The sequence below is a fragment of the Paenibacillus sp. J22R67 genome (assembly GCF_059692175.1).
This window is the reverse complement of record NZ_JCAUAX010000004.1, coordinates 643,635-658,847: the sequence shown is the minus strand read 5'-3', so window position 1 is coordinate 658,847 and position 15,213 is coordinate 643,635. Positions and strand designations below refer to the sequence as shown.

The window sequence follows — 15,213 nt, the reverse complement described above, 5'->3', positions numbered from 1 at the left end:
AAGATACGAACTCGATTTCAGCTTTTTTATTTGGTGAAATACCACTTTTCAATTTCCTTCAAACCATCCCGCGCCGGATTGAAACCAGTCAAATTTGCTGGATAGGCCATAATGACGGTAGGCGAGTACAGGAACGTATAAGGCTGATCTTCCGCGATAAGAGCATCAACTTTGGCAAGCAGCTCTTTCCGCTTGTTTTTATCAAACGTTCTCAAATCTTCTTCAATCAACTTATCGACTTCTCCATTCTTATAAGAAACCGTGTTCAACCCGCTTTCGATTTCAGAAGAGTGCCATATCCCTTGCGGATTCGGGTCACCCGAGATGCTCCAAGCGTAGTAAATCGATTCGAAATTTTTACTTTGGAAGTTCTTCGTGAATGCGGACGCCTCTACAATCCTAGTATTGACAGTGATACCAACTTTCTTAAGCTGCTGCTGGATAACCGTCATCGCTTTCTCACGAATTTTGTTGCCTTGAATATTCTGCATTTCAAATTCGAATTTCTTGCCGTCTTTATCCAGAACGCCATCGCCGTCAGAGTCCTTCCAACCAGCATCTGAGAACAATTTCTTTGCTTTTTCAGCATCGTAGTTGAACTTCGGTACGTCATCTGTGAAAGTCCAGTAAGACGGAGGCGTTTGCGTGTGAACGACTTGCCCCTGACCTTCAGCTACACTATCTACAATCGCTTTGCGATCGATAGCCATGGTAAGAGCTTGGCGCACCCTTTTGTCTTGGAACAATGGATTCGTTAAGTTCCAACCAACATAGGAGTAAGAAGAAGCGTTAATCCCCTTGAGAAGCTGCAATTTACCAGAAGTTTTCGCATATTGCTCAATAACCGCCAGGTTGTCAGCGGGTACGCCAATGACGTTAACCTCTCCAGTCTGCAGCTGCGCCATCATCGCATTAGCATCTGGAACAATCTTGGCCGTTATCTTTTCAATCGCTGGCTTGCCGGCAAAATAAGTATCGTTGCGTGTAAAGCGCAAGTATTGCCCTTGCTTCCACTCATCAAGCTTGTAAGGACCGGAGCCAATCGGCTTCTTGAAGAATTCTGACTTGTCCATATCTTTGATGGCCACATCTTTCAGAAGATGCTGCGGGAGAATGTTGTAAGGCATCATATCGATAAAACCTGCATGAGGCTCTTTAAAAGTAAATTTGATCGTGGATTCGTCCATCTTTTCCACTTTGGTCACCTTTTCGAAAGTCCCTTTGCGAGGCCCTTTGTAATCGGCATGAAGCGGAATGTTATAGGTGAATACGACATCATCCGCTTTTACAGGTGTTCCATCGGAAAACTTGGCATCCGTGCGAATTTTAATCGTCATTGTCAATTTGTCATCCGAGAACGTTGGCTGGCCGACCGCCAGATCCGGTATGATATCCTGTTTTTCATTAAAATCATAGAGAGAGCTGAAGACAAGATCGATGACTTCTGAGGATGTCGTCGTGGTTGCCCAGAAACGAATGAAACCCTGCGGGTCGCCCAAATAAGCTGTAATTACCTCTCCACCATCGATCTTTTCCGCCTTGGCAGCAGCAGGTGTCGGCGTCGTTGTCGGACTCGTTGAACTTTCGCTTGCAGCAGGCTTGTCAGAACTACAGGCAGATAACAATAAAACAGAGCTCAATACAGTTGCCATTGCGATACTCGATAACTTGCCGTAAGACTTTCTCAACATGTTATTTCCCCTCTCACACTCTGGTTTTATATGAAATGGCAGGAAGCATAATGACCTGGCTCAACTTCCCTAACGATAGGCTTGTCGATCTTGCATCTATCCACGGCATGCGGGCACCTGGTATGGAACGTGCATCCCTGTGGCGGATTAGCAGCACTTGGCACTTCTCCTCTTAAAATAATCCGTTCCCTCTTCCTATTCACATCAGGTTCAGGCACAGAAGATAACAGAGCTTGTGTGTACGGGTGCCTAGGACTATTAAACAATTGATCCCTGCTGGCCGTTTCTACCACTTGACCCAAATACATAACCGCCACACGATCCGAGATATGACGGACTACGCTAAGATTATGAGAGATGAATACATAGGACATGTCAGAGTGCTGTTGAAGATCATCCAGCAAGTTCACGATCTGTGCTTGAATGGATACATCCAAGGCAGAGACCGCCTCATCTGCCACGATTAGCTTGGGATTCAACGAAATTGCTCGGGCAATTGCTATCCTCTGTCTTTGGCCTCCGGAAAATTCATGGGGATAAAGTCTAGCAGATTGCGCGCTCAAGCCTACCGTTTCCAGCAGCACTTCAGCTTGCTTCATCGCATCCAACTTACTCAACCCGCCTTGCAGGAATAAGGGCTCGGCAATTGCTTTGCCAACCGTCATTCGCGGGTTGAGCGAGGCGTAGGGATCTTGAAAAACACACTGCATATCTTTGCGGATGGGCCTTAGCTCAGATGCACGCAACTCACCGATATTCGCGCCATTAAAATGGATTTCGCCGCTTGTTAAATCCAACAGACGCAAAATGAGTCTGCCTACCGTCGATTTCCCACAGCCCGATTCTCCGACAATTCCGAGCGTCTCTCCTTTGTGTACGGTCAAATTGACGCCATCCACCGCTTTAACGACGCCCTTCTTCCTAAAACTGCCCCCGAACGGAAAATGCTTCCGGAGGTCCTTCACTTCGAGTAGCGGAGCGTTCACGATTTCGATCCCCCTTCCATTTGTGTACTACACCAGCAGGCAACGGACCTGATGATCCTTGCTCACACTGCGCAGCTCCGGCATCTGTGAGCGGCACCCCGCCTGCGCCATCGAGCAGCGATCTGCAAATCTGCATCCAGCCGGGAAGGAACCTGCCGATGGCACAGTACCCGGGATCGGATTCAGCTTATCCATCGTTCCATGCATACGCGGAGTAGATCTAAGCAACCCTTTCGTATACGGATGTTGCGGATTGGCAAACAACGTTTTGACATCGGTGTTTTCCACAATTTGTCCGGCATACATCACAATAACGCGGTTCGCCATTTCGGCTACTACGCCTAGATCGTGAGTAATAAACAGGACGGACATGTCGGTTTCTTTGATTAATCCCCGGATTAGATCAAGAACCTGAGCTTGAATCGTCACATCGAGCGCAGTCGTCGGTTCATCCGCAATTAGCAGTTCAGGTTTGCAAGCCATTGCCATGGCAAGCATGACACGCTGGCGCATCCCTCCTGACAATCGGTGCGGATATTCCTTACGAATACGCGCCGGTTCAGGAAATCCGACTCGGCGCAGCCAGTCATCCGCGACGTCAGCCGCACCTTTCTGGGACACTCCCAAATGGCGAGTTATCGCCTCTGTTATCTGCACACCAATGGTCAACACCGGGTTCAAGGATGTCATTGGTTCCTGAAAAATCATGGCGATTTTCCGCCCACGAATGCGCGTCATCTCCCGCTTCTTCATGCCTATCAGGTTGCGCCCTCGAAATCGAACTTCCCCCTCTGCAATCGTGCCCATACGAGGCAGTAACTGCATAATGGACAGCGAGGTCATACTCTTCCCGCAGCCTGATTCACCAACCAATGCAACCACTTCGTTGGGGCCAATTTCAAAATCGATACCATCTACAATCGTTCTTTCGCTTTTTTTATCCTTAAACACGGTTCTAAGAGATTTAACTTCCAAGATTGCTTCGGACAAAATAGCTCTCCCTTCGTTTCGAGAATACATGATGTTAGTTAATGACCTATTCAATGTTAGCTATCATTACATATTTGTGTTACAAATAATTCCACAAGGAAATATTACCAGAATATTCATAAGTTTGTCACCAACTATTTTACCAACAGTCAATTAAAAATGAATGCGGTTACTAATGATGAAAAAATAAAAAAGCCTGACGGATAAACCCCCGTCAAGCTTGATGCAAATCCTCGAAAACCTAACACGAATCCCACCTAGGCTTTATTATGGGAACTGTGATCCTCTATTTGATGGAAAACGAGCTGTTTCCTCTCTAAGCGGAACTACAGGGCGTTATCTACCCTCCACGGCACGTTTCTCACGTGAAATCGACAAAATAAGGGAACCCAGTTCCCCTCCCTCGCTGGAATCGTGCCTTTACAGGGTAATAGCGAACTCTAGTTTCCCAAAGCCATGTGGGAGCACTTCTAACACCGCCACAATTACAATTTCAATTACAATTTCATCTATAGGTCTAATGTATTTATTTTCGCCTTACCAGTGGTGATTATTCCATTGAATACGGTGTAAACCATTAGTTTAACCCTGTCCTCGGTTAATTTCGCTCCAGTAACTAGCAAACGGTAAAACAAGGGTCCGTAAATCAGATCAATGCTGGACTCTACATCCAGTTCCTTGCCTAACTCACCGCGATCGATCCCTCTTTTCAGAATCATCCCGGACTCCGCGCGGCGCGGCTTAATATAGTATTCTCGAAAAACTTGAATTAATGCAGAATCCATCTGTCCCTGGCCGATCAGCTCGGAGATCACTTTTCCTTCTTTGCTTTCCATAAACAAAGACAAATTGACGGCATGTATCGTAACATCTTGCAGAACTGAGCCTGTATCCGGGATGGGCAGCCGACTTGCCGCAGCTTCAAAAAAGCCTTCCGCTACAACAGCGGCTTTATTGGGCCACCATTTATAGATGGTCGCTTTGCTCACACCTGCTTTTTCGGCAATTTTATCGATGGTTACGTCTTCAAAACCACCTTCCAATAGCAGCTCATAAGCTACAGTCAATATCACATGTTGAAGCTTTACATCTCTCGGGCGTCCTTTTTGAGCCATTCAACTGACCCCTTTCTATCCTTTGCCATCAGTATATATGAAATTTAGTGTATTTACAAAACGCTACGTTCAGTATATAGTGAAGTCTATTAAGTAGACGAAACGTTCACTTAATGCGGAATTCATTTTCTTAGAGGGGGAACACTTCGTATGAGCAAGTCCATTTCAAAAGCACAAAACGAGATCTCAACAACAATGATGGTTGTCTTGGCTGCGGCATGCGGCCTTATTGTAGCCAACCTTTACTATTCTCAAACCCTTGTGGGTCCCATCAGTTCAGCCCTAGGACTGCCTTCAGGAGCAGCCGGGTTGATCGTAACTTTAACGCAAATCGGCTATGTGGCGGGCTTGCTGTTCATCGTTCCGCTGAGTGATAAGATAGAGAATCGCCGGCTGATTGTGACAGCTCTGGCCATCGTGGTCCTAGCCTTGATCCTAGCCGCTGTTTCCACAGAATCCGTGCTGTTTTTGACAGCAGCTTTGCTGATCGGATCCGGCTCAGTGGTCGCACAAATCCTTGTCCCTCTTGCGGCAGCTTTGTCAAGCGAAGAGCAACGCGGCCGAGTCGTCGGCAACGTCATGAGCGGCCTTTTACTTGGCATCATGCTCGCTAGACCGATTTCAAGCCTAATTGCTGGTATTTGGGGATGGCGCACGATTTTTGTACTATCCGCCATTGGCATGGCTCTTTTAGCTCTTTGGCTGGCAAGAGTACTTCCGAAGCGAAACCCTGAAAGTACTTTAACTTATATACAGCTAGTAGCGTCCTTGATGGAACTGTTCAAAAAAAATCCAATATTGAGACGGCGCGCTTTCTACCAAGCCTGTTTGTTCGGTTCGTTCAGCCTCTTTTGGACGACCGTGCCTCTCAGATTGGCGGATGAATATGGTATGTCCCAACAAGGCATTGCTTTATTCGCCCTTGTTGGCGTGGCTGGAGCTATCGCGGCTCCTATTGCTGGAAGATTGGCGGACAAAGGTCTCACAAGGACGATAACCCTTGGTGCCATCGTAACTGCAGTCGTTTCCTTTCTGCTCATTGCCCTGCTTCATGACAATTCACTCTTTACGCTAGTGCTGCTTTTCGTCGTCGCAGTTACACTGGATATGGCGGTTTCCGGTAACTTGGTGGCCAGTCAAAGAATTATTTTTTCGCTTGGCAATGAAGCAAGAGGCAGACTTAATGGTTTATTCATGGCTATTTTCTTCATTGGCGGAGCAGTTGGATCATCTCTAGGCGGGTTAACCTATGCGCATGGCGGTTGGGTATCAAGTGCATCGATCGGGGTGGCATTGCCTTTCATCGCATTTCTGTATTTCTTTACGGAGAGCAAGTCCCGTTGAATCGAAAGTTTAAAAAGAGAGGCTTTCCCGCGGTCATTGGATGACTTGGGACAGCCTCTCTGTTCATATAAGACTTATTGCCCCGACAAAAGCTGCTGAGCTACTATATAACCTGAGCCGCCGTTCACCCCGTGACCAGGCCAGGTCGCAGCGCCAAGCATATACACATTCGGAATAACCGACTGGTGGCTTGGCTGCCCTGGCAATGGGCGGAACAGATAGCTTTGCGCCAGATCGTGTGCGCCACCGTAAGGATCTCCTGGTCCTGCGTTCGGATTGAACCGAGCGATTGTGTTTGGTGTTACGACATATTTGCCAATAATCGCACTAGGGATATTCGGAATATGTTTGCTCACAACATTCAACACACGTTCCGCAAAACGCTCCGCGAGATCCTGCGTCCAGCTGCCATCTCCTACATCGATCTGCCCAGCGGCATCCCCTCGCGGCCGAGTAGGTACTTCAAGCACCTGAATGCGCATGATCGCTTTGCCCGCGGGTGCCCGTGAGGGGTCGAGATTCGTGGAACAGTCGACGGTGAAGGTTGGGTTCGCCGGAAGCAGATCAGCCATCCCCTGCGCAATCGCTAACGTAAATCCATCCAGCCCATCTGTCAAATGCGGCTGTCCCACGCGATCAAAGCGCGCATCCGGCCAACGCGGAGGCTCGCTAAGGGCCAGATGAATCTGCACACATCCGCGGCCATATCGAAACTGTTTCGCTTGGGTGCGCAGCGTCAAAGGCGTATCACTCTCATCTAGCAGTGAGAGATACAATTGATCCGGCGTGGTCGATGCCACGACAGCTTGCTTCGCTATGTATGTTCTGCCTTCCGCTGTCCGCACACCAACAGCACGGCCATTCTCCACTAGGATACGCTTGGCCAGCGTGTCCGTAATAATCTCTCCGCCTTGATCCTTAATCAGCCGTACCAACGCCTGAACTAATTGTTCACTACCTCCTGATGGAGTTGGCATACCGCCGCCCATCAATGCCATAGCCGTGAGTGGGACCCAAATGCCACTTCCGACTTCATCCGGGGTACGGCCGAGGTGAGTAACCCAAGAGGCCAGCATAGCGCGCATCACAGGGGATTTCAGGGTATTTACCGCATGGCGAGCTGTCCCAAACAACGACCCAGCAAATGCCGAATAGCCTGAACTATGCTCATCGTGAAGCAACCTTTTCAGAATAGAAGCAGCCTCCTGGCTGGAAAGATCCATGCTGAACAAGCCGAACACATCGTTGACATGGGGATTTAACTGTTCAAAAATGCCCGCCAAAGCAGTACCGTCTCCTGGAGCCAGACGTTCCGCTTCAGCAATAAGCTCTTCGAATGAGCGCGGCAGTACGGCCGTGCGCCCATCCTCCATGGAAACTCCAGTCGGCAGGTCTGTATTCACATAATGCAACCCACGAGATTCCAGATCCTCCCTCAACTCAGCATAAGCGGGCCCTGTTGTAAAAAGAGGATGCGCCGCCGCATATACATCATGTTTGAAGCCTGGCAGCGTGAGTTCCTCGGTTCGCACGAAGCCGCCCGGGCGATCATTTTTCTCTAAAACTAGCACACTGCGACCAGCACGAGTTAAGTAGGCAGCCGTTATTAAAGCATTGTGCCCACTGCCGATAATTATAATGTCGAAGGTTTCCATTCTATCACTCCTTTGAATATGAAGCTTACGTAGAAACTTATTCAAACATTTGCTATATCATTACTTCATGTTCACCTGCGAATGGCTTCTGATAACTTATCCGGGAAATTAATCGTCATGCCGTCAACGCCACACTGGAGTGCATGCCTCATTAACTCAGGGGTGAATGCCCCCCAAGCCCTTACTTCCAGGCCATGCGACTTAGCAAGCCGTACATCCTCTTGCTCAAGACCATCCGTGCAAGGACAAATTTGCTGAGCACCGATTTCCTTCAACCGGGCGATAGCCTCCTCATCGATCTTGCGGATTAGATGTCCAATTCGGATCGACGGGTCGACAGCTCGTACAGCTTGCAAATTTTCGTATCCAAAGGAAGTGATCGTCGTTTGGGGCTCTACATCGAACTGTCTAATTAGCTCCAATACGGGCAGTTCAATATGAGAATCCTTTAGTTCTAAGGCAAATAAGACTTTTTTTCTACCAAAATAATGAAGAAGCTGCTCAAATGACACGAGTCGCTCACCCGCATAGGCTGGAGAGAACCAGGAACCTGCATCCAACTCCTGAAGCTCTTTCCACGTATATGACGAAGGAAGTCCGTGGCCGTCCGTCTTACGGTCCAACTCATGATCATGAAATAAAATGACAACACCGTCTTTCGATCGTTTTAAATCCGTTTCAATACCGTTCGCACCTTGCTCAAGCCCCTTGTAGAAGGCGGCCAGTGTATTTTCAGGTGCATATTCCGAAGCGCCCCGGTGGGCTAAATTCATAAACACAGTTAACACTCCTCCCTTATAAGTAAAAATATTGGACTTATTTATACAGTCATTGTAACCAGACAAAATCAAGTAGGTATTATCTAGTCTTAAATACTATGTAAAACTATAAATCCCCTACTAATCCAAGTGAAAAAAGCCGCTTTTTTTATGACCCAGAGTCAATTGTAAATATTTTATTAAGACAACATATTAGGACCTACTACGTTTGTCACATATTCTTGGGCCCCTATGACCATTCAGAGGTTTGCACTGAAAAACCTAAAAGAGCGCTTCCCATTTGGGTCGGAAGTCGACCACACTAATGACGATTTGCCCCAATATTCGACCAGTGGACAAAAAACGACAAATATTCAATTTACAAATATAGGCATTGAGTCCTAATGAATAAAAGTAAGTAGGAAATTACGCTCATTGTAAACAGGATTCGACAGAAGATATAATCGCGTTGGAAATAAAATTTCCAAAATAATGAAGAATGTTGTTTCTTTTTGTCAGCAAACAACATTCTAGCAAGCCCAATTGGGCGTGAAAAGGAGGAATATGAAGGAATGAATTCACCCGAGAAAAAGATTCGCAAGAAATTGACTCAGACAGCCTCATCAGCGCTCGCTCTTTCCGTGCTTCTTGGGTCCTGGAGCGGTTTTCCTGCGCCAGCAGCGGCAGCAAAAGCAGCCGAAGCTTCCCACCTTCTGACTTATGAAGGTGCAGCTTATGCCTCGTCAACCGAAGGAGGCTTGACCCCGGACAAAGCGTTCGACGGCATTACGGACTCCCGTTGGGGCAGTTCGTTCAAGGCTGGTGAGCAGTGGATCTACGTAGACCTTGGTTCCAAAGCCAAGATCGACAAAGCGGTCCTTCGCTGGGAAAATGCTTACTCGAAGTCGTACAAGATCCAAGTATCTGACGACGAAACGAACTGGAAAGACATCTACACAGACACCAAAGGAGACGGTGGCGTTGATACCATCGCCTTATCAGGTGAAGGACGTTACGTCCGTATGCTGTCGCTTGAGCGCAGCGGAGGCTACGGGGTTTCCCTTTATGAGTTTGAAGTATACGGTACTGGCGGCAGCAATCCGCTCCCTGTCGTACTTGGCGAAGATGTCGCTTTGAATAAACCGGTTACGGCTTCTTCAACAGCTACACCTGACAAAGATAAACCCCTGTTGCTGCCTGAATATGCCGTGGATGGCAATGCGACAACAAGATGGTCCTCAGCCCACACAAGCGATGAGTGGATTTATGTGGACCTTGGCAAGGAACATAACATCGGCCGTATTCGCCTGAACTGGGAAAATGCCGCTGGTCGCATCTACGATCTGCAAGTTTCGGATGATGCTCAGAACTGGAAAACGATTTACCGTGAAATCAACGGTCAAGATGGCTGGATGGATACGCAAGTTTATGCTAGTGGACGTTACGTTCGTATGAAAGGGATCTCCCGCACGACGAGCTACGGCTACTCCTTGTTCAATTTCAACGTGTACGATTATGTTGAAGGTGACCCGAAGCCGACTTACACCATTCCTGAGCTACCTACGGCATCGACAGTTGATGTTGGCAAAGGAAGCTACTTGAGCAGCGATATCAACATGCCGCAACCACGTCCTCCTGTTAATAAAACAGATGATGTGAAGGGTCCAATTCCTTCTAATGACTGGTGGCAGTCCGTTCTTATTAAAAACTTGAGTGACAGCCTCATCACGCTTCCGCTCAAATCCAAATATACGACGATGGGTCTAGGCATTCTGAACCCAGGCGCGGGTTGGGTGAATGACACAGGCAACTCCCAAGCAGCTGACGGAGCACCTGATTTCTACTTGAACGCAGGCAACATCTCACCGTCACGCATCAAGAACAAAGTAGCCGGTTATGGCGACTGGTCCGCAACCGTTCAACTGAGCGACAATGACACGGAGAAAATGAAAACGACATTCGTCAAAGGCTCGCCGTACCTGTATTCGGAATTCAGCGATCCAACGACGCCGGAGTTGAACTTCCCGGTTACCACAAGCTTCTTTGACGACAACGGGAACCCGGTTCTTTTGGCTGAAGGTGCTACTTTGAGTGCGGATCACATCGGCTTCACAGTCAATAACGTGGATGGTTCACCGCAATCGAAACCCGTGACTCTCCACTACGGCTTGTTCGCACCGCAAGGATCAGTCTTCATGAAAGTCGGCAACAAAGTCAAAGTTCGACTCGGTAGTGAACAAAACTACATGTCTCTGGCTTCCATGCCAGCTGCAAGCGATTTGAACTATTTTTATAAACACGGTTATGCCTTCATTAAAAATACAACCGTAACTCCGGGCTTCGATGAGAACACTTCTGAAGTTACGACCCGCTTCGACGTCGAGATCGATCAGAAGCGTGCAGATATGGAGCCAACAACGTTGATGGCACTGCTCCCTCATCAATGGAAGCAAACATCTTCTCCACTGACTTCACTTTCCTATGCGTCGATTCGTGGCACGCTGAAGCTTACTGAGGGGAACTCGTTTACGACGGTTGATCGTTTTAACGGTATCGTTCCTCAATTTACTGAGCCGGGAGATCCGACTTACTCACGTGAAACCTTGCTTAAGCAGCTAAGTTATCTAGACGAATCAACATCGAAGAATATCATGTCGGGCGATGCTTATTGGCAAGGTAAAGTGCTTCATCCGCTTGCAATGGGCGTCTTGATCGCCGACCAAATTGGAGACCAAGCGTACAAGAATGTGTTCTTGGAGCGTCTCAGAACGATCTTGACTGACTGGTACACCTACACCAAGGGAGAGCCAGATTACTTCATGTACTACGACCCAACTTGGGGTACTATGTACTACAAAAACAGCGAATTTGGCGCTAACACGGGCCTGACAGACCATCATTTTACCTATGGTTATTACGTCTTCGCTTCCGCCGTACTTGCAACTTACGATCAAGACTTCAAAAACAATTACGGCGAGATGGTTGAGCACCTCATCAGAGACTATGCAAACCCATCCAAAAGCGATCCGCAATATCCGTTCCTGCGTAACTTCGATCCGTACGAAGGCCATTCATGGGCTGGCGGTTACGGGGATAACAACAATGGGAACAATCAGGAAGCAGCGGGCGAGTCCTTGTTCGGCTGGGTCGGCGAATACATGTGGAGTCTGATGTCCGGTGACAAAAAATTCCGTGATATCTCCATCTACGGTTTCACGACAGAATTGAAAGCAGTAGAACAATACTGGTTCAACTATGACAACGACAACTGGCTGCCTGAGTTTGCTCACAAATCCGTTGGTCAGGTATACGGCAGCGCGTACAACTTCGGTACGTTCTTCAGCGGTGATCCTGTCAACATTTACGGCATTCACTGGTTGCCGACAGGTGAGTATCTGACAAGCTATGGTTTCGATCCTAAGAAAGCTGCAGACCTGTATAATGGTCTCGTCAAGGATAATAAAGGCCCAGAAAACGCATGGTACCACATCGTTTGGCCAATTGAATCCTTAAGTGAACCGGAAAAGGTACTGAACAAATTTACGACCGAGAATACGCAAAAGAATGAAATTTTTAACACTTACTGGTTCGTTCACAGCATGGCAACTCTCGGAACTCGCACCAATGACATTTGGGCAAGCGGCTGGACCGGAGCTACCGTCTACAAGAAAGATTCAGCTTACTCCGCGATGATCTGGAATCCGAAGAACGAAGCGGTTACAGTGACATTCCATAATGCAGCCGGCGTAACGGGTTCCGCAAAAGTTGGACCGAAATCACTTGTGAAAGTAGACCCGACGAAAGTGACAGATTTGGATGGCCATACACCTCCACAACTGGCAGCTGATACGACACAAAACGTGATTGGGCAACCGATTGAGATTACTTTCGCCGATCATCTGAAATGGCGCGAGTCCATCAGCTCAGTTCTTGTAAACGGAACAGCAATTGATGCTACTCAGTATAGTGTGCAAGGCGGTAAGATCACCTTGAACAGCGCTGCGTTCCCAGTGGAAGGCAGCTACACGATCACCGTTCAATCAGCTAGTTATCCAGATACAAGCGCACAACAAATCGTCATCACGAACTCGACGGTTAATCTGGCCCTGAACAAACCGACCTTCACGTCGGATAAAACGAAAAACCCAGCCTCCTACGCAGTTGACGGTAAACTGGATACGCGCTGGGAATCCGATTTCAGCGATCCGCAATTTATCGGTGTCAACCTGAACTCGGAGTATAAAATCAGTCATGTCCGCTTGAACTGGGAGAATGCCGCTGGTAAAAGCTACACGGTTCAAACTTCTGTAGACGGTCAGAAATGGCAAACCGTGTACACAACCACTCGTGGTCATGAAGGAATCGACGACATCAAATTCCCGGCCGTGAATGCCAGATATGTCAAAGTAGAAGGCACAGAACGGACAACAAACTATGGTTACTCCCTATGGGAAATGGAAGTGTTCGGCACGCCGGCAGGCGATCTTGATGCTCCGAAACTGACTGCGGATACGACCATGAACCGCGCTGGCCAGTCGATCGACATCGGCTTTGAGGACTTCGCGGATTGGAGAAACGCTGTCCTTGGTGTGAAAGTAAATGGTGTGGCGGCATCTGCTGCACAATACGTAGTATCACCAGGTAAAATTACACTTAATGGCGCCTTGTTCCCTGAAGCTGGCAGCTACGAGATTGTCGTTGAAGCCAAAGGCTTTGCCAATGCAGCGATTCAGCAAACAATCGTTACAAATTCGAACGTCAACCTTGCTCTGCGCAAGTCGACGCTCACATCTGCGAATCCGAAACAAGCTGGCAAAAATGCAGTAGACGGGAACATTGCAACGAGATGGGAGTCCGATTTCAGCGACCCGCAGTATCTAACGGTCGATCTTGGTGCGGACAACACCATTTCACGAGTGCTTCTGAACTGGGAGAATGCAGCCGGCAAGAGCTACACGGTTGAAGTATCTGCAGACGGTAAGGACTGGAAAACGGTCTACACGACAACAACAGGTAAACCAGGCATCAACGAAATCGGATTCTTGCCAACTCATGCAAGATACGTGAAAGTAAACGGTACTGAGCGGACGACAGCATATGGCTTCTCGCTCTTGGAGTTTGAAGTATACGGCGGCAATGCTCCTATCTTGCCGAGCGCGCCGGAACTGTCAGCCGATACGACAGACGCGAAAGTCGGTCAGCCGATTGAGATCACCTTCGACGATGATGCAACATGGAGAGGTACGATCGCGGCTGTCAAAATTGACGATACGACGGTAAACTCCGACCAATTCAAATTGGCCGCAGGTAAAATTACCCTAGACGCTTCTTTGTTCAAGGATGCGAAAACGTACCGAATTTCCGTGCAAGCGACAGGTTACACAGAAATTTCCGTACAGCAAACAATCGCAGCAAAAGAAATTCCGGGTAATCCGAATACAGATCCAGATACGAATCCAGGAACCAATCCAGGAACTGATCCAAACACAAACCCGAATCCGCTAAATCTCGCTTATGGTAGACAGACCGCTTCTTCGCCGGACTACCATCGTTCCAGCGCTGACGCAGTCGACGGGCGATTCGATCGCCGCTGGGAGTCCGCTTTTGAAGACAACCAATGGATGAGCGTTGATCTCGGAGCTCCAAAAACGATTAACCACGTCGTCTTGGCTTGGGAGAACGCCTATGGCAAAGCTTACACCATCGATGTCTCCTTGGATGGACAAACATGGACAACCGTCTACGCTACAGAGAATGGCAACGGCGACATTGACGATCTTACATTTGCTCCAGTGAGTGCAAGATTTGTCAAGATGAACGGAATCAAACGTGGAACACCATACGGCTTCTCGTTATGGGAACTCGAAGTTTATGCTGGTGATCAAGCACCGCTTACAGGACCAGCATTGACTGCGGATACAACGGACAACATTCTTGGCCAATCGATCGACATCACGTTTGCCGACAATGCCGCTTGGAGAAACGCGATCAACGCAGTTGAACTGAACGGCGTTACCCTTCGCGCAGACCAATACAAGGTAACGGCAGGCACGATTAATCTTAACGCTGCTTTGTTCACAGAAGCTCGACCTTATGAGGTGAAGGTGCATGCAACTGGCTATGACGACGTTACGCTTGTTCAAGCCATAATACCTGCAACTAATCTTGCACTTTTCAAACAAGTCACCACTTCCGAAACTCCACTTCAAAGTGCGCAGTTCGCTGTGGATGGAAGTAAGAGCACACGCTGGGAATCACCATTCAGTGACTCGCAATGGATCTGTGTTGATCTTGGGCAATCGTTCAAAATTGGACGCGTCCTTCTGAACTGGGAGAACGCATCAGCGAAGGCTTACACAGTCGAAGTATCCACCAACGGCGAGAACTGGACGACAGTTTCCTCGACAACGTACGGAGACGGCGGCAAGGACAACATTCTCTTCACCCCTGTTGACGCCCGTTACGTTAAAGTTGCTGGCACACAGCGCAATACGCAATACGGTTACTCTTTATTTGAACTAGAAGTTTACGAATAAGTAAAAAAGGACCGTCAGGCGTAATCGCCTGGCGGTCCCTTTTAGGTTGGACGTATATCCCATCCGTAATTTTGGATTCGTGCCCCACTCAATGGGAACTGGAGTCCACTATTCGGAGAAAAACGAGCTATTTCCACT

At 48.2% G+C, this 15,213-nt stretch carries 8 protein-coding genes; 2 read left to right on the top strand and 6 right to left on the bottom strand.

What is annotated here, in order from left to right; genetic code table 11:
• Window positions 1-26: 26 nt before the first annotated feature.
• From AC58VC_RS19130 to AC58VC_RS19115, 4 genes are all read right to left on the bottom strand, one after another.
• Window positions 27-1,691, bottom strand: a complete 1,665-nt coding sequence (locus AC58VC_RS19130; RefSeq protein WP_497370418.1) for a peptide-binding protein — start codon at window positions 1,689-1,691, stop codon at window positions 27-29.
• 26 nt (window positions 1,692-1,717) lie between these two features.
• Window positions 1,718-2,677: an ABC transporter ATP-binding protein gene (locus AC58VC_RS19125; protein ID WP_497370417.1), complete on the bottom strand. Its 960-nt coding sequence runs from the start codon at window positions 2,675-2,677 to the stop codon at window positions 1,718-1,720.
• A gap of 27 nt (window positions 2,678-2,704) precedes the next feature.
• On the bottom strand, window positions 2,705-3,697 hold the full coding sequence (locus tag AC58VC_RS19120) for an ABC transporter ATP-binding protein (protein WP_497370595.1): 993 nt from the start codon (window positions 3,695-3,697) through the stop codon (window positions 2,705-2,707).
• 479 nt (window positions 3,698-4,176) lie between these two features.
• Window positions 4,177-4,782, bottom strand: a complete 606-nt coding sequence (locus tag AC58VC_RS19115; protein WP_497370416.1) for a TetR/AcrR family transcriptional regulator — start codon at window positions 4,780-4,782, stop codon at window positions 4,177-4,179.
• Between the two features lie 150 nt (window positions 4,783-4,932).
• On the opposite strand from AC58VC_RS19115, the gene AC58VC_RS19110 reads away from it, so the two are divergent.
• Entirely contained in the window at window positions 4,933-6,126 is a 1,194-nt protein-coding gene (locus tag AC58VC_RS19110; RefSeq protein ID WP_497370415.1) for an MFS transporter, read from the top strand.
• 74 nt (window positions 6,127-6,200) lie between these two features.
• Here AC58VC_RS19110 and AC58VC_RS19105 read toward each other — a convergent pair whose 3' ends face one another.
• Window positions 6,201-7,781 (bottom strand): phytoene desaturase family protein, encoded by a 1,581-nt coding sequence (locus tag AC58VC_RS19105; RefSeq protein ID WP_497370414.1) that lies wholly within the window; start codon window positions 7,779-7,781, stop codon window positions 6,201-6,203.
• A 71-nt stretch (window positions 7,782-7,852) separates the two neighbouring features.
• Window positions 7,853-8,554: a glycerophosphodiester phosphodiesterase gene (locus AC58VC_RS19100; RefSeq protein WP_497370594.1), complete on the bottom strand. Its 702-nt coding sequence runs from the start codon at window positions 8,552-8,554 to the stop codon at window positions 7,853-7,855.
• 557 nt (window positions 8,555-9,111) lie between these two features.
• Here AC58VC_RS19100 and AC58VC_RS19095 point away from each other — a divergent pair.
• Window positions 9,112-15,075 (top strand): discoidin domain-containing protein, encoded by a 5,964-nt coding sequence (locus tag AC58VC_RS19095; RefSeq protein WP_497370413.1) that lies wholly within the window; start codon window positions 9,112-9,114, stop codon window positions 15,073-15,075.
• Window positions 15,076-15,213 lie beyond the last annotated feature (138 nt).

What these genes read in the sequence shown, in the direction of transcription:
- AC58VC_RS19130 (WP_497370418.1), bottom strand. Translation starts at nt 1,691, where the DNA reads ATGTTGAGAAAGTCTTACGGCAAGTTATCGAGTATCGCAATGGCAACT.
- AC58VC_RS19120 (WP_497370595.1), bottom strand. Translation starts at nt 3,697, where the DNA reads ATGTATTCTCGAAACGAAGGGAGAGCTATTTTGTCCGAAGCAATCTTG.
- AC58VC_RS19115 (WP_497370416.1), bottom strand. Translation starts at nt 4,782, where the DNA reads ATGGCTCAAAAAGGACGCCCGAGAGATGTAAAGCTTCAACATGTGATA.
- AC58VC_RS19110 (WP_497370415.1), top strand. Translation starts at nt 4,933, where the DNA reads ATGAGCAAGTCCATTTCAAAAGCACAAAACGAGATCTCAACAACAATG.
- AC58VC_RS19105 (WP_497370414.1), bottom strand. Translation starts at nt 7,781, where the DNA reads ATGGAAACCTTCGACATTATAATTATCGGCAGTGGGCACAATGCTTTA.
- AC58VC_RS19100 (WP_497370594.1), bottom strand. Translation starts at nt 8,554, where the DNA reads ATGAATTTAGCCCACCGGGGCGCTTCGGAATATGCACCTGAAAATACA.
- AC58VC_RS19095 (WP_497370413.1), top strand. Translation starts at nt 9,112, where the DNA reads ATGAATTCACCCGAGAAAAAGATTCGCAAGAAATTGACTCAGACAGCC.